Origin of the sequence: Klebsiella sp. OBRC7 (genome assembly GCF_000293135.1) — a bacterium.
Taxonomy (GTDB): domain Bacteria; phylum Pseudomonadota; class Gammaproteobacteria; order Enterobacterales; family Enterobacteriaceae; genus Klebsiella; species Klebsiella michiganensis.
This window is the reverse complement of sequence record NZ_ALNJ01000024.1, coordinates 131561-147848: the sequence shown is the minus strand read 5'-3', so window position 1 is coordinate 147848 and position 16288 is coordinate 131561. Positions and strand designations below refer to the sequence as shown.

13 protein-coding genes are annotated in these 16288 nt (G+C 57.9%); 4 read left to right on the top strand and 9 right to left on the bottom strand.

The features are described 5' to 3' along the window. Positions 1-55 precede the first annotated feature (55 nt). Together HMPREF1144_RS05310 and HMPREF1144_RS05305 are read left to right on the top strand one after the other, a co-directional pair. Entirely contained in the window at positions 56-799 is a 744-nt protein-coding gene (locus tag HMPREF1144_RS05310) for an AzlC family ABC transporter permease (protein ID WP_004851952.1), read from the top strand. Position 800: 1 nt separating this feature from the next. After that, on the top strand, positions 801-1121 hold the full coding sequence (locus HMPREF1144_RS05305) for an AzlD domain-containing protein (protein ID WP_004851955.1): 321 nt from the start codon (positions 801-803) through the stop codon (positions 1119-1121). A gap of 119 nt (positions 1122-1240) precedes the next feature. Here HMPREF1144_RS05305 and HMPREF1144_RS05300 read toward each other — a convergent pair whose 3' ends face one another. Beyond that, the gene (locus tag HMPREF1144_RS05300) at positions 1241-2380 is read right to left on the bottom strand and encodes a Bcr/CflA family efflux MFS transporter (protein WP_009651988.1); all 1140 of its coding nucleotides are present in this window, start codon (positions 2378-2380) and stop codon (positions 1241-1243) included. Positions 2381-2474: 94 nt separating this feature from the next. Here HMPREF1144_RS05300 and HMPREF1144_RS05295 point away from each other — a divergent pair, with 94 nt between their 5' ends. Next, a complete protein-coding gene (locus HMPREF1144_RS05295) occupies positions 2475-3242 on the top strand; it encodes an AraC family transcriptional regulator (RefSeq protein ID WP_009652031.1) in 768 nt (255 codons plus the stop codon). Here HMPREF1144_RS05295 and HMPREF1144_RS05290 read toward each other — a convergent pair. The 8 genes from HMPREF1144_RS05290 to HMPREF1144_RS05255 form a co-directional block, all read right to left on the bottom strand. Next, the gene (locus HMPREF1144_RS05290) at positions 3227-3979 is read right to left on the bottom strand and encodes a proteasome-type protease (RefSeq protein WP_004851961.1); all 753 of its coding nucleotides are present in this window, start codon (positions 3977-3979) and stop codon (positions 3227-3229) included. The genes HMPREF1144_RS05295 and HMPREF1144_RS05290 overlap by 16 nt on opposite strands. 18 nt (positions 3980-3997) lie before the next feature. Next, positions 3998-4813, bottom strand: coding sequence for a transglutaminase family protein (locus HMPREF1144_RS05285; protein WP_004851963.1), 816 nt, complete (start codon positions 4811-4813; stop codon positions 3998-4000). Then, positions 4810-5739 (bottom strand): alpha-E domain-containing protein, encoded by a 930-nt coding sequence (locus HMPREF1144_RS05280; protein ID WP_004103215.1) that lies wholly within the window; start codon positions 5737-5739, stop codon positions 4810-4812. The genes HMPREF1144_RS05285 and HMPREF1144_RS05280 overlap by 4 nt, the downstream gene beginning before the upstream one ends. After that, on the bottom strand, positions 5733-7172 hold the full coding sequence (locus HMPREF1144_RS05275) for a circularly permuted type 2 ATP-grasp protein (protein ID WP_009652002.1): 1440 nt from the start codon (positions 7170-7172) through the stop codon (positions 5733-5735). Before HMPREF1144_RS05275 ends, HMPREF1144_RS05280 begins: the two co-directional genes overlap by 7 nt. A gap of 207 nt (positions 7173-7379) precedes the next feature. Further along, positions 7380-8270 (bottom strand): alpha/beta hydrolase, encoded by an 891-nt coding sequence (locus tag HMPREF1144_RS05270; protein ID WP_009652006.1) that lies wholly within the window; start codon positions 8268-8270, stop codon positions 7380-7382. Positions 8271-8291: 21 nt separating this feature from the next. Further along, positions 8292-11069 carry a glycoside hydrolase family 3 protein gene (locus tag HMPREF1144_RS05265; protein WP_009651982.1) on the bottom strand — a complete coding sequence of 926 codons (2778 nt, stop codon included), beginning with the start codon at positions 11067-11069 and terminating at the stop codon, positions 8292-8294. An 83-nt stretch (positions 11070-11152) separates the two neighbouring features. Beyond that, positions 11153-12544, bottom strand: coding sequence for a carbohydrate porin (locus HMPREF1144_RS05260; RefSeq protein WP_004851973.1), 1392 nt, complete (start codon positions 12542-12544; stop codon positions 11153-11155). A gap of 102 nt (positions 12545-12646) precedes the next feature. Beyond that, positions 12647-14005, bottom strand: a complete 1359-nt coding sequence (locus HMPREF1144_RS05255) for a glycoside-pentoside-hexuronide (GPH):cation symporter (protein ID WP_004851975.1) — start codon at positions 14003-14005, stop codon at positions 12647-12649. A gap of 518 nt (positions 14006-14523) precedes the next feature. Between HMPREF1144_RS05255 and HMPREF1144_RS05250 the strand changes: the two genes are divergently transcribed. After that, entirely contained in the window at positions 14524-16272 is a 1749-nt protein-coding gene (locus tag HMPREF1144_RS05250; RefSeq protein ID WP_004851976.1) for an alpha,alpha-trehalase, read from the top strand. Positions 16273-16288: the final 16 nt, after the last annotated feature.

The following is a 16288-nucleotide window of genomic DNA, read 5'->3' as shown; positions in this document are numbered from 1 at the left end:
CTCCTGGCCAATTCTTAAGATTACCATTCAGCAACGCATAAAATGGAAGTCATCAATGTTAATTACAATCAAAACTTCGGCAAAGAATGGGGCATCAGCGCAATTCCGTGAGGGCGTCATCGCTTGTCTCCCCACCATTCCCGGTTACTGGAGCATCGGTTTCGCCGCCGGCGCTATCGGGACACTATCCGGTTTTTCCACTCTTCAAACGGCGCTGCTGGCCAGCGCCCTGTATGCAGGTTCGGCGCAGTTCCTGTTTTATTCGCTTTGGGCGACCGGTGCAGAAATTGCATCCGTTGTGTTAAGCATACTGCTGGTTAACCTGCGCTATCTGTTGATGAGTTCAGCCATAAGCATCTTCTTTCGTCCCTACACGGTGCTGCAAAAAATCATCAGCGGACTGCTGCTGACGGATGAAACCTTCGGCGTAGCGGTACAACATGGTGGAGGGAAAAACATTATCACTTACCCATGGATGCTCGGACTCAATCTGACTGCATGGCTAAACTGGATCCTCGCCTGCGTGTCAGGCGCCATATTAGCCTCAGCGCTTCCATCATCGTTGATGGAAGGATTGAGCTTTAGTCTGGTGTCGATGTTCATCGGCCTGGTTTTGGCCCTGTGGTTTGCCAGCCAGCGCAAAATGCTGGAAATGTTCAGCATTAGTATCGCGGTACTCATCACGCTATTTACCTCCGGACATATCGATATGAGTCTCGTCGTTATCGCCGCAGCCTCTGTAGCGGCAACGCTGGCTACCGCTGGGTTGTATCTGTTCAGTAACAAAGAGGGGAAATAAAATGGATCGCAATATTATCCTGGCTATTCTTGCTTCAGCGCTGGTAACCGCACTCATGCGTACGGCGCCGATTCTTCTCCTTTCACGCTTTCGTCTGCCATCAGCTCAGCAGCAATGGCTTAGCTTTATTCCGTCTGCCATTATGGCGGCTATTGTGACGGCAGAACTGGTTGGCAAGCCGGTATTAACCTCGTCTGGTATCAGTATTTCAGCGCTGGCCGCTCTTGCCGCGACGCTTGTTGGGCTGGTCACGCGCAGTCTTTTCGCCACCGTGATCGTAGGTATGGTAGCCTTTTCATCCTTCAGCTATTTCCTGCTCTAGACTCCGGGCAGTGGTCATCTGCCACTGCCTTTCGCGTTATCGTTTGATCCTCCGAAGATGTGAGATAACGCATTAAATAACAAAGAAGTTAAATCGCTTAGCTTTGCCAGAAAATCACCTTAGCCCTCGTTGAGCACGATGATATATCGCCACCCGGCGAGCATGCTCACGCCTGCGCAAACCAGCAGCGACGTTCCCAGCGATTGCCCCCACCCGGCCGCCAGCAGACCGGCGCCAATCAGCACATAATAAAACAGGCCGAAAAAGGCGCCGGCGGTGCCCCGACAGTCGCCGTAGGCGCTCAGCGCCGACCCCAGCACCAGCGGGATCGCCATGGCCCAGGCAAGGGTGACCAGCGCCACCGGCGCCACAAACCAGATTGATTCCCGCAGCACGTACACCGCGACGCCGCCGACGAAGTGCAGAATGCAGGCGATGGCGAGTATCCGCCCCAGCGGGACATGCTGACGCAGCAGCCGGTGGTTAAGCAGCGCGCCGAGCAGCGAACCGGCCGCAAGCGCCATGCCGCTGTAGCCAAAGGTGAGGGCATCAAGATCGAATCGGGCGAACAGAAACGGGGCCAGGCTGTAATAGCTGAACAGGCTGACGTTAAATGCCGCCACCAGGATTGCCGCCAGGGCGATACGCGTATCGCCCATCATCCGCCGCAGCACGTGAAGAAACGGCCCTCTCCTGAGGTTTTGCGGACGCGTTTCCGGCATCAATGCCAGGCAGCCCAGCAGGAGCGCGGCGGCCAGAAGCGCCAGCGCGCTGAAGACGCCGCGCATCCCCCAGATGGCGGTCAACCCGCCGCCGATATAGACTCCGACGGCCGGGCTCACCGCCAGCGCCAGGCCAATAAACGAAAAAATCCCCGCCAGCTGCCGCCCACTATAGCAGTCCCGCAGGACCGTCTGCGTCACCACTGAACCGGTTGCCGCGCCAGCGGCCGTGACGATCCGCGCCGCCAGCAGCAGCGAAAAATCCGTCACCCACAGCGCCATCAGGCATCCCAATGCGTAAACCCCTAACCCCGCCAGCAGCGCCGGACGCCGGCCGTAGCGATCGCTGAATCCGCCCCACAGCAAAACGCCGACGGCAAAACCGATAAAGTAGACGGAGAGGGTTTGCGCCGCCTGCGGCGCGCTCACGGAAAATTGGGCGCTGATATCGGTCAGCGCCGGGCTATAAATCGTTTCCGCTATTTGCGGAAACATCAGTAGCGCGGTCACCAGCACCAGCGCGGCACGTCCCAACATATCCACCTCCTGATTAACAAGAGGCGCTATTGTAGGGAAGCCGTTTATCGAACATTATAAACATAATGACTTTAAATATCGGAAATCAGACATTATGGCCTGGCTTGACGCTGACGCGGCATTCGATCCTGATGCGTTGAAAAGTAGCCTGATTGGCGTGCAGTCGGCGCTCGGTAACCACGACTCCGGCAGCCACCGGCATAAGATGGCGCAGATCCTGTTTACCCGTCAGGGATGCGTGCGTTTAACGCTCGACGGTGGCGCCCTTCTGTGCCTGCTTCCGCCGGGGCGCGCGGCGTGGATCCCCGCCCAGGTCAGCCATCGCGCAGAGATGAAAAACATTGTCGACTATCGTTCCGTCTGGTTTCAGCCGCAGCGTTACCCTCAGCTGCCAACGCAGTCGGCGATACTCAACGTGGTGCCGCTGCTGCGCGAGCTATTAGAGCGCATCAGCGCCAGCCCCTGGGATACCGACTGGGATGCCGAGCCGGCGCGGCATCTCGCCGCCCTGTGCCAGGCGGAAATTCGCGCCGCCGCGCGGGAGCCGATGATGCTCGCGCTGCCGCAGGATAAACGGCTGGCGATGATTTGCGGCGACGCACTGCCGCCGCCGCTTGGGGCGCTCGCTGCCCGCTGCGGCGCCAGCGAAAAAACCATCAGCCGACTGTTTCGCCGCGATACCGGAATGTCCTACCAGCAGTGGCGTCAACAGTGGCGATTAATGAAAGCGGTCGAGATGCTGGCAACCGGGGAGCGCATCACCGATACGGCACAGGCGCTCGACTTCGCCAGCGATAGCGCTTTTATCTACTTTTTCCGCACCATGACCGGCATGACCCCGGGGCGTTATTTTTCCGCTTGATTCTGGCCGCCCGGCGTAAACGGCGGCAGCTTGAGAAAGGTGCTTTGCAGCCCCTCGGACCACGCTTTGCGAATGGTATTGAAATAGGGATCGTTTTCGGTGATCCGATGCTGTTCGGCGCTGCTCAGGCTACCGCTGCGGTACAGCAGGGTGTCCAGCGGCAACCCCACAGAAAGATTGCTGCGCAGGGTGGAGTCGATCGAGATCAGCGCGCAGCACATCGCCTGCTCCAGCGGAGTATCGATGGTCAGAACCCGGTCGATGATTGGCTTGCCGTATTTGCTCTCGCCAATCTGGAAATAGGGCGTGTCGCGCGTGGCTTCGATAAAGTTGCCTTCCGGGTAGATATGAAACAGCCTGTGCGTTTCCCCGGCGATCTGCCCACCGAGCAGCAGGTTGCAGTTGAAGTTGGTATTGCCGCAGTTCTGCTGATTACTGCTGTCGCGCTGAATCACTTCCTGCAAGGTTTTACCGATCAGCATCGCCGCGTCGTATAACGAGGTCACCTGCATGAGATTGGGCTCCTGCTGGGTACGAATGCGGGCGCTGAGCAGGCTAATCACGCTTTGCGTGGTGGCCAGGTTGCCCGCCGACTGCAGCACCATGACCCGTTCGCCATCCTGATGGAAAACGTGCAGTTTTTTAAACGTTGCAATATGGTCCACTCCCGCGTTGGTGCGGGAGTCTGAGGCAAATACCAGTCCATCTGACAAACACATGGCCACACAGTAGGTCATCGTTTTTCGTTCCTGCCGTTATTGCTGCTGCGCCTGCTGCGAATGCTCGCGCACTTCAGCGTTAGTTAACATGATTTCTCCCCCGCCGCCGAGGCGGGTGCCGCGAACCGGGCACGCATCAAGATAGTCCAGCCCGGTCGCCAGCCGCAAATGTTGATTCAGGCTGCGCGTGTTATTGGTGATATCAAACGACTGCCAGCGCTCGTTGAGCCACACTTCGGCCCAGGCGTGCATGGCGACATGCTCGGCGTTATCGCTGTAAACGTAGCCGCTGACGTAGCGCGCCGGGATCGCCAGCGCCCGGCAGCAGGCGAGAAACACGTGGGTGTGATCCTGGCAAACCCCTTTCGCGCGCGCAAAAGCATCGGCGGCGGAGTCCTGCACCTGGGTGGCTCCCGGCGAATAGGGCATTCTCAGCAGCAGCTCGGCCATTAACCGGTTCAGGCTCTCCTCCTGCGCCTCCGGCTGATACCAGCGCTGAGCGAATTCGCGGATCGGGCCGTCGGCGCGGGTAAGCGGCGTACAGCGCAAGAAAACCAGCGGCGACAGCAGCTCCTGCGGCTCCGCACCGATATCGTCCCCCTCTTCCGCGATATCGACGATCCCGCTGGCGCGAATGGTTATCTCTTTATGCGGATTATCCAGCGTCAGCACGTGCAATACGTTGCCCCACGCGTCGGTGGTGGCGACGGCGGAACCGTCCGGCAGGGTTAATGTCCAGGCGGTAATCTTCTGCCGACCGCTGCTGCGCGGCGTCAGGCGCAGATACTGGGTCGAAAACTTCACTTCTTCATCGTAGCCGTAGCGGGTCAGGTGATCGATAACCAGTTTCATAACGCCTCCAGATAGGTTTGTCTGATGCTGTCGGAAAGCGCGTTAATCCGCGCCAGCAGTGCATTAAGGGTGACCTGTAAATCGGCCTGCGCCAGATCGTCGCGGGTGCTGAAACGCAGGTCGACGTTGAGCTGGTGTGCCAGGCGTAGCGGCAGGTGCGAGCGGTCGTTGGCAATCTGTTCCAGCTGCCCGACGAGGTCGGAAATACTCGCTCTCAGCGATCTCGGCACATCGTTGCGCAGGATCAGCAGCTCCATCACCGTTTCGCGGCTGACCGGCTGGCGGTAAATGCTGTTGTAGGCCTCGCGGGCGCTGACCGCATTAAGTAGCGTATCCAGACGGTAGTACTCGCGTACCGGATCGGGATCGCTGTTCAACTGCTGATCCTTAATCAACAGCAGCTGCGCGGTGGCGGATGCCCGCTCGATCAGCGTCCCGATCCCGATAAAGCTCAGGGCGTCGTTACGCAGCAGCGTGCCGAGGATCGCTCCGCGAAACAGATGTACCCGCTCTTTTACCCACTCAAAGAAAGCGTCGTTGCCCAGCTCGCCGATCCCCTGCTGACGCAGCTTTCGCAGCTCAATGCGCGTGGCATTGATGCTTTCCCACACCTCCGCCGACAGGCTGCCGCGCACCGCGTGGGCGTTGTTCCACGCCATCTCGACGCAGCTGAAAATGCTGTACGGGTTGTTGCCGTCGAGCGCGAAAAAATTAAGCAGGTTGCTCATGGTGAAACGCGCGTGGCGCGCCTGAAACAGCTCATGGGTCAGCGACAGATTCAGCGGCAAGGCTAAATCCCGCGACTGCTGGCTGTGGCGGGGTATCATCGACAGCTTCCAGGTCACGTCCAGCACCCGGGCATAGCTTTCCGCGCGCTCAAGGTAGCGCGCCATCCAGAAGAGTTCACTCGCTGTGCGGCTTAACATGATTCATCATCCTCCATCACCCAGGTATCCTTGGTGCCGCCGCCCTGCGACGAGTTCACCACCAGCGAGCCTTCGGTTAGCGCCACCCGGGTCAGGCCGCCGGGAACCAGGCGGATCTCCTGGCCGGAGAGCACGAAGGGACGTAAATCGATATGGCGCGGCGCCAGCCCCTCATCGACAAAGGTTGGGCAGGTCGACAGCGCCAGGGTGTCCTGGGCGATATAGTTGGCCGGATTCGCCAGCAGGCGATGGCGAAACGCGTCGCGCTCCTCTTTGGTCGAGCGCGGGCCAACCAGCATGCCGTAGCCGCCCGCGCCGTGAACCTCCTTCACCACCATCAGTTCAAGATTGCTCAGCACGTAGCTAAGATCCTCCGCTTTACGGCACTGCCAGGTGGGAATATTGCTCAGGATCGGCTGCTCGCCCAGGTAGAAGCGGATCATCTCCGGCACGAAGGGGTAGATCGATTTATCGTCGGCAACGCCGGTACCGATGGCGTTGGCCAGCACCACGCCCCCGGCGCGATACACCGACAGCAGGCCCGGAACGCCAAGCATGGAGTCGGCCTTGAAGGCCAGCGGGTCAAGGTATGCGTCGTCGATACGCCGGTAAATGACGTCCACGCGCCGCGGTCCTTCGGTGGTGCGCATGTACACCGCCCCGGTTTTAATAAACAGATCCGCGCTTTCCACCAGCTCAACGCCCATCTGCTGGGCCAAAAAGCTGTGTTCAAAATAGGCGCTGTTAAACCGCCCCGGGGTCATCACCACCACGCACGGATCGTCCACCGGCGAGCTTTCGCGCAGCGTTTGCAGCAGATAGCTGGGGTAGCGTTCTACCGGCGCAATATGGTGCTGTTCGAACATTTCGGGATACAGCCGCATCATCATTTTGCGGTTTTCCAGCATATAGGAGACGCCGGAGGGGGTGCGCAGATTATCCTCCAGCACGTAATACTGGCCGTCGCTGTTGCGCACCATATCGACCCCGGTGATATGGGCGTAGGTGTTATTGGGTAAATTTATCCCCTGCATACAGGGTTGATACTGTTCGTTCGCCAGCACCTGTTCGGCCGGGATCAGCCCCGCGCGAAGGATATTTTGATCGTGGTAGATATCGTAAAGAAAAGCGTTGAGCGCTTTCACCCGCTGGCGGATGCCGCGGTCAATCCGCTGCCACTCGCCGGCGGGAATAATACGCGGCACGCTGTCGAAAGGGATCAGTCGTTCGGTGCCCTCATCCTCGCCGTAGACGTTAAAGGTGATGCCGATGCGGTGAAAGAGCAGCTCCGCCTGCTCTTTCTTCTGCCGGATAGAGAATTGATCGGTACTGCGAAACCATTGCCACCAGGCGTTATAGTGCTGACGCTGCTCTCCCTGTGCGGTAAGCATCTCATCATAATAATGCCCGTCAGGAAGCGTTATTTTTATCATGGCCGTCTCCTCCGGTTGTACTCACTTTGAGGTAATCCCGGTAAGAGATAAGCATTAATTATGCCAGGTAACGCAGCGCGGCGGCGCGGCGTTACGCTGTTATGCCATGACGCTGAATTGAATAAAAAACAATCAGACGCTTTGCTTATTTATGGCCTGTTTTTCGCTTAAAGCGCACCAATTTGGGGCAAGTCGATTCACGCGATACTAACGCACCGCGAGCCACGCTGCGTAGCGCTCGGGCCACTCGACGCTGGGCGTACCGGCCCGGCCCAGCGCAAAACCGTGACCGCCGCTGGCGTAACGATACAGGGTGACCGGGACCTGATGCTGACGGCAGGCGGCGGCCATTATCAACGTATTGTGCGGATCGGAGACATTATCGTCCTCCGCCTGAACCAGAAAACAGGGCGGCGTCCGCGCGCTGACCCAGGTTTGTACCGACCAGGCGCGATCGACCTCCTCCGCGGCGTGAGGCCCGGCGAGGAGCCGATGGGTGGCGGTATGGGTGTACGGAGGTTCGAGGGAAATCACCGGATAAATCAGCGCGGCGCCGTCGGCCCGGGGCGGGGCGTCGTCCACGCCGTCGACCGGCGAGTAAGAGGCAAAATCGGCGCGACAGGCAGCCATTCCCGACAAATGTCCGCCGGCGGAAAACCCCAGAAGGCTGACTTTGGCTTCCCGCTGACGAATCAGGCGCAGCGCCCGCTGAGCGTCCTGCAGCGGAGCAAGGCCGCCCGCTTGCCATCCCTCCCCGGGAAGACGATAGGTCAGCACGTACGCGGTATAGCCGCGCATCGTTAGCCAGCGCGCGGCGGGCCAGGCCTCCTTCGCCATTTCAATGCATCGATAGCCGCCGCCGGCAGCAATTAATACGCCGTGGCCGCGTGGCGCTGCGGGACGCCATACCGTCAGTTCAGGCTGGGCGATATGGCTTAGCGCTCCGCGTGTCGATAAGCGGACGGGGCCGTCCGGTCCGCCGCCGCCGGGAGGCACGCCAGGCCACAGGCGGATCGTTTGCTGGCTTTCAGCGGCGCGAAGACGGCCGCCCGCCAGCAGCGCGGCGGCGCTTAAAAACAAAAAATGGCGTCGGTTCATCGGCGGTTCCTGAGACGGAAATTAGTCATTAACGAGCCTGAGCTCCAGCCAGTCCACCACCAGACCCGGCTTGATAAAATCAAAGCCTACGCGATATTTCCCCGACTGTAGCTCAATCCGACACAGCTTCTGCACAATCTCACGACCGAGCGTACCGTTGGTCTGGATCGTCGCCACAAATTGTTCATTAAGCAGCAGATTGCAGGCGGTTTGTGCGAGCGGCGCACCATTAGCGTGAACGCTCACCAGCACGTCATAAACCGCTGTTCGCTCAACGCTCAGCACCAGTTCCTCGTCGTAGCGCAGCCGCGACTGCTCGGCAATTTTAATTGCGCCAGGACAGGCCCCATCGCACGCAGGATCCGCCGCCAGGCGAATAATCCCCGCCCGCGGCATCTCCCCGCTCTTAAAGACCTGCGTCTGCATCATAAAGTCGAGGATGTTTATCGCGCAGCGCTGAAGCTCACCGAGCGTTAGCTCGCCTGTCGCCAGCGCCGCCAGGGTGTTATCTCCCCCCGCATTAACTTCCGCGCCGTTATTATTGACCACCATGTAAAGGTCGTTCTGCGCGCGGATCATCGCCGCGGTGTTGTGGGTGCTCGCCGCGCCGCCATCGACGGGATCGTTCATCGTTGCCCACCAGTCGGTCATCACGATCCCGCGAAAGCCCCACTCCTCGCGCAGTACGGTGGTGGTGAGATCGTAGTTGGATGCGGCGTGATGGCCGTTGACCGGGTTATAAGCGGTCATTACCGCATTTGCGCCGCCGGATTTGACCGCATACTCAAAACCTTTGAGATAGATTTCACGCAACGCGCGCTCTGACACCACCGAATCCGCTTTGGCTCTGGCGAACTCCTGATTGTTGCAGGCAAAGTGCTTGAGGGTGGCAATCCCGCCGCCGCTGCGAATGCCGCGAACCACCGCCGCCGCCATCATCCCGGTGAGCAGCGGATCTTCGGAAAAGTACTCAAAATTACGCCCGTTCAGCGGATGGCGCTGGATGTTCATCCCCGGCCCCAGCAGCAGATCAATGCCGTTGCGCAGCAGCTCTTTACCTTCCATCACGTATAAGCGTTCCACGAGGATCGGGTCCCAGCTGGAGGCCAATAATGTACCGCTGGGAAGCAAAGTGGCCTTCGCGCCGTTATCCATGCGAATCCCGGATGGGCCGTCGGCGGTCGATGCCAGAGGAATACCTTTTTCCAGCAGGCTGTCGGCCACGCCGCCAAAAGCCGACGCGACGCCGGGGGTCACTTTGTGGCTACACATGCCTTCTCCACGCACCAGGCAGGCCAGCTCCTCAACAGACAGCTGAGCAACAAACGCGTTCATCGTGGTACGCCCTTCAGCCACGTCGTTGAGAGTCAGCCCCTGGTTGCCGGTAAGGGGAATACTCTCCGGCAGGCGTTCCTCAATGCGCGTTCGCAGATTAATCTCCCGCCGCGGCACGTCCTCCCACTCGATCTGATAGCGCCCATCGCCGCCGGCTGCGGGTTTAATGCGCACAAAAGGCACCGTAGGGGCCAGCACCTGCTGATGGCAGGAGAGGATCCGCAGCGTTTTCTGCGCGTACCCCGCCTCGCCGTCAACCGGCAGCGGCTGTAGATCGCGCACGCTGTTACCAAGCAACAAGCGATAAAGCCCTGGCTCCATTACATAACAGTGTGGATGTCCGGTAGCTCCGCTATCGTCCAGGGAGGCAAAACGCTCCAGCGGGATCGATAACGTTAAGGTTTCGCCTTCCCCCGGTTGCAGCAGGCGAGTTTTGGCAAAAGCCACCAGCACTTTGGCCGGTTTGCCGAGCGCGCCCTGCGGCGCCTGGAGGTAGATTTGCACCACTTCTTTGCCCGCGAAGCGCTCCCCGCGATTGGTCACGGTGACGGTCGCCTTGATCAGGTCGCCAAAGGCCTCCGCCCGCGCCGATTGCAGGGTGAAAGAGGTGTATGAGAGACCAAAGCCAAAGGGGAACTGCAGACGCTGCGGACAAAAGGTTTCGAAGTAGCGATAGCCGACGTAAATATCCTCCTGATAGAGGCTTTGCGCTTCCGCCCCCCAGCAGGGCGATGCCGGATGGTCGTCGAGAGAGATCGCGATGCTGCCTACCAGCTTGCCGGATGGCGTCACCTCACCATAGAGCAGCGAAGTGGCCGCCTGAGCGCCGTCGGCGCCGCCGTGCCAGACGTAGAGCAGCGCGCGAATGCGTTGACGCAGCAGCGGATCGTCAGCCCATGAGAGATCGATAAGCCCGGCGGTATTCAGCACCACCGCCACGTCATCAAATTCGCCGCAGACCTGATGCAGCAGGTTCATTTCGTCGGCGGTGAGCCGATAGCCACCTTCCACGTCGGCGTTGTCCCGATCCTCTCCCGCGGTACGCCCGAAAACAATCACTGCCTGGCTGGAGAAAGCGCGCGCCTGACGAATCTGCTCATCGCTCAGCGGCATCTCCTGCTGGTACCAGGGTTCCGCTGCCCAGCCCCCTCCGCCATTATCAAAGGGGTGTTGTTCAACCCAGCGCTCGTAGAGTCCGGCCAGCTGCGTATTCAGCCTCACCCCGTTTCGCGCACGCATCGCCTGCAGCAAGGTTGTGCTGCTCACTACGTTAACTGCCCCGCCGGAACCGGTACCGCTGCGATAGTAGTTAATCTGCGTACGGCCAAATAACGATAGCGGCCGTTCGGGAGCGAGCGGTAGCATTTGGCCATCGTTTCTCAACAGCACCGCGCCTTCGGCAGCGGCGGCGGCGGCAAATTCGGCAAACCCTTCCAGCGGCGTCCCCGCTTGACTGTCATACATGGCGTTGTCCTGTTAACTCATGCCCCGACAGGAGGCTTAATAGCATAATGAACAGAGCCCGCGCAATGCGGGCTCCGCAGTGCTCAGAAGAAATACTTGAAGCGCAGCCGGCCGCCGTAGCGGGAATCTTCCTGGCCGTCGCCGTTGTTCGGGTGGGATTCAATCCAGGATGCGTAGGCACCCAGATAGATGTTGAAATTCTTCATATTCATCACGTTCGGAAACAGATACGACGCGTGAATGGTGTGGATATCATATTTCCCCGGATCGGCGATCCAGCAGTTATCGTCGCAGTTAGCGATAAAGTTAGCGGTATTAAAGCTTTCAATCTTGTTATGCGCGTAAATGTAGCCCAGCTCAACACCGTGCCACAGGGAGTTCACCCCCGCGGTAAAGTCAGTTTCATCTTCGGCATCCATATAAGCGACGTTAAGGTTGGTCACCACGCCATCCAGCGGATCGGTTTTTTGCCCGTTCCACGTCATCGTATAGCCATAGCCGGTGCGGCTGGACTGGTCGACCCAGCGCCCTTTCGCATCGTGATAGCCATAGGCGTTATTCACCACGTTGCTCTCCATGGCGATGGCGGTGGAGAAGCGGCCGCTGTTCCACGCAATAACCGGGCGTAAATAGGCGACATTTTTCTCATTTTCCAGTTCAGTACCGTGATACTGCTGGTCCTGGAACAGCGTGCTGCCGTTTTCCAGCAGGGTATTGAGTTCGAAATACCAGTTATCAAGGGTTTTGCTCATCAGGAAGTTGCCGCCGCTGCTGCTGCGGCCGCGGCCTTCCTTCATCATGTAGATATAGCCGTAGCCGTCGCTGTAGAGATCGTTGGCGGTGTTCCCGGAGTATTCCACGAACGTATCCTGATTCAGCGGGAACATATCGTAAGCTTCAAAGCGCCCAACCTTCACCTTCCAGTCGTTCTCCTGGCCAAAGAAGAATACCGCATCATCAAGGTTCATTTTGCCGTTCAGGTCCGCCAGCGGCTGGACGGAAAAACCGGCGAAATTACCGTTATCCATTTTACGCATGCCGTCAAAACCTAACAGCAGTCGGCCGTTAATATCCCAGCGTTCGTTATTGCCTGGCGCCCAGTCTTTATTCGCCGTGGTTTTTACCGAGGTCAGGCTGCCGCTGCTGCTGGCGCCATCCATGTTGAACTCCACATCGCCATAAAACTTGATATCGCCGTAGCCGGAGAGCGTCAGTTTCGTCGGCTCAGCGCCCGGAGCGACGGGCTCGGCGGATTCCACTTTTACGGTTGGCGTGCTTTTCGCCACAGCGGCCTGCTGCCGGGTTAAGGTCTGAATTTTCGCTTCCGCATCGGCCGCCCGTTGCTCAGCATCTATTAAGCGCTGTTCCAGCTGCGCTAAACGCTTTTCAATATCCGCAGGAGCATTATTTGTCGCTGCCCAAAGGCCAGAGGAGAACAGGCCACTAATAACCAGAGCTATATACTTTACTTTCATTATCAACATCCCTAATTACATTATTATTTGTTTCATCCAGGGTAAAACCAGGGCTATCCAGAGAAATAGTCTGTACAGCCCTTTAAATACGGCGTTGAATAATCAGGATTCAGCGAAGGTTCCGTGGTTTAAATCATCGACGATGCCGTTCATTCTCTTTTCCGTTAAGCCATAGAATTTAATAGAGACGGCGGTAAGAACATAAAAAACAGAAGGAACCAGGGTGAACAACAGCACCACGCCCTGCACCGCTGAAGCTGGCTGCACCGCGGTGTTAGCGGCGTAATGGTAATAGGCCAATATCCAGCCGAGGATCGCCCCGCCAACGGCGACGCCCAGCTTGATAACAAAGATATTTGCCGCAACGTTCATACCGGTAATACGCCGCTGGGTTTTCCATTCGCCATAGTTATTCACGTCGGTAATCATCGACCACTGCAGCGCGCCGTTGCCGCCCTGAATAATAGAAATCAGAATATGCACGCCGAGCACCGCAATCCAGTATTGCACCGGAACCATAAAGCAAACCACGCCCAGCGCGGCGGTGAGCAGGTTAATCCAGAAAGAGAGTCGGACCTTACAAAAACGCGTCCCGAAGGGCTTGGCCAGCACCGAACCCAGCATGGAAGCAAACATCCCGCCGAGCATGAATATCGTTATCACGTCGGCGCCTTTATGCAGCACGCTATTCACATAGTAAACGACGGCGCCACCGCGAATCACTACGGCGACCAGCATCATAAAATTGTAAACGGAAAGAATACGCCACTGATCGTTACGAAAAAGTATTTTCACGTCCCGCGCTACGTTCAGGTTCTCTTCTTTAATCGGCTGCACGCGCTCTTTGGTAGTGGCAAAGCAGGTGATAAACATCAGGCAGCCGATAACGCCAAACAGGGCCATCGAAACCTGAATGCCGGTCGCGCGGTCGCCGGGATAGAGAAAGTCCGCCAGCGGTAAAATAAACGCGGTACCGAGCGCGCCGCCGATTGGGGTGATAGCGAATCGCCAGGACTGCAGCGAGAGGCTTTCGCGCGGATCGGAGGTCAGCGCCGCGCCCAGCGAGCAGTAAGGAATATTAATCGCCGTATACATCAGGGTCATAAATATATAAGCCGCCACGGCGTAGGCAATTTTTCCTGAGTCGGAGAAAGAGGGAATGGAATACACCAGCACGCAGCTCACCGCAAAGGGGACGCAGATCGCCAGCAGCCAGGGGCGAAAGCGGCCCCAGCGGGTTGAGGTGGCGTCAGCAATCGCGCCCATAATCGGATCGGTAATCGCATCCAGCAGACGAACCAGCAAAAACATCGTCCCCATCACGGCGGGCGGCAGGCCATAAATATCGGTATAAAAATAAGCCAGAATAGCCACGGACGAGTCAAATACAATGTGACTGGCCGCGTCCCCCAGGCTATAGCCTATTTTCTCTCTGACAGAGATTTTGTCGCCAGCAGACATACACCACTCCTTTATGCAAAATGAAACCGGTTCCTGTAATGTCTGCATTTTTTACTTATCCGCTATGCGGGCGCCATTATGTTTTTTAATTAATTATTTATGTTTTTTAATTTATGTGATCCTGTCAGCCTTCAGTCATATTAATCCCGGCGTTTTTGCCCGACAGATCACAGGTTTTCATCCTTTGCGCAATGCTTAAAAGGTGATAAATATGACCATTATTGTCACAGATAAACTTCAGTTCCGTTTTCTATTTACTGGCATCACTATTGAATGGTGTTTTTTATTTGCGCAAAAACATTCATAACGCAAATAACGTCATGTCAGTTTCATATGATTAAGATTATAATATTGTGCTTAGCGTAATAGTGCCGGTTGGGTGCCGGCCAGTGGGCGGTAAATACTCTGTTTTCACGTAAAATGTTACCTCGGACACGCGCAGCGGCGGATATTCGTCTAAGGTTTTCTGATGGCCGAATGCAGTGGCACATAGTCTGCAATGATAAGGAGAACAATCTATGACGAGTCCCGTTTCCCGTCGCCCCGCTACCCTGCCTTTTGCTCTTCGTCTGGCGCTAGGGGGCGCATTTGTCGCCCTGGCGACGTTGACGGCTCAGGCTGAAGAAACCCGTCCCACCCCGCAATCACCCGATATCCTGCTCGGTCCGCTATTTAACGATGTGCAAAGCGCAAAACTTTTTTCTGACCAGAAAACGTTTGCTGACGCCATTCCGAACGGCGACCCGCTGATGATCCTTGCCGATTATCGTATGCAGAAAAGCCAGACCAGCTTTGATTTGCGGCACTTCGTCGAACTCAACTTTACCCTGCCTCGCGAAAACGACCAGTACGTTCCGCCAAAAGGACAAACGCTGCGCCAGCATATCAACGGATTATGGCCCGTACTGACCCGCAGTACCGTCGACGTCGAAAAATGGGATTCGCTGCTGCCGCTGCCTAAGCCCTACGTGGTGCCCGGCGGACGCTTTCGCGAAGTCTATTACTGGGACAGCTACTTCACCATGCTCGGCCTGGCTGAGAGCGGCCACTGGGATAAAATTGAAGATATGGTGACCAACTTCGCCGCGGAGATCGACGCCTGGGGCCATATTCCCAACGGCAACCGCACCTACTATCTGAGCCGCTCGCAGCCGCCGTTCTTCCCGTTTATGGTTGAACTGCTGGCTACGCACGAGGGCGATGAGGCGCTCAAAAAATGGCTGCCGCAGATGGAGAAAGAGTACCAGTACTGGATGGATGGCGCTGAGGCGCTTGAGCCCGGCAGCGCCAGTAAGCGCGTGGTGCGGATGGCCGACGGCGCCCTGCTCAACCGCTACTGGGACGATAACGACACGCCGCGTCCGGAATCCTGGCTGGACGACGTCACGACCGCCAAAAACAATCCCAACCGCCCGGCCACTGAAATCTACCGCGATCTTCGCTCCGCCGCGGCATCCGGCTGGGACTTCAGCTCCCGCTGGATGGATAACCCGCAGCAGCTCGGCACCATCCGCACCACCTCGATTGTTCCGGTCGATCTGAACTCGCTGATGTTCCACATGGAAAAAACCATCGCCCGCGCCAGTAAAGCGGCAGGAGATAGCGCTAAATCCGCGCAGTATGACGCATTAGCCAACGCCCGTCAGAAAGCGCTGGAGAAATATCTGTGGAACGATAAAGAGGGGTGGTACGCCGATTACGATCTGAAAAGTCATAAGGTGCGCAATCAGCTGACCGCCGCGGCGCTGTTCCCGCTGTACGTCAACGCCGCCTCCAGCGAACGCGCCGCGAAGGTCGCCGCCGCCACCGAAGCGCGGCTGCTCAAGCCCGGCGGCCTGACCACCACGACCGTCAATAGCGGCCAGCAGTGGGATGCGCCGAACGGCTGGGCGCCGCTGCAGTGGGTTGCCGCTGAAGGCCTGCAAAAGTATGGCCAGCAGAAAATCGCGATGGAGGTGAGCTGGCGGTTCCTCAGCAACGTTCAGCACACCTACAACAGCGAACAGAAGCTGGTGGAAAAATATGATGTCAGCTCGACCGGAACAGGCGGCGGTGGCGGAGAGTATCCGCTACAGGACGGCTTTGGCTGGACCAACGGCGTCACCCTGAAGATGCTGGACCTGGTGTGTCCGAAAGAGAAGCCGTGTGACTCCGTCCCCACCGCGCGCCCGGCGGCGAATGACGACAACGGCAAAGCGACGGACGTCCCGGCGCAGCCTGCCGCTCAGCAGCCGGCTGCGGTAGAGGAGAAAAAAGTCGCGCCGTAAACCTCCGCGCGGCGGG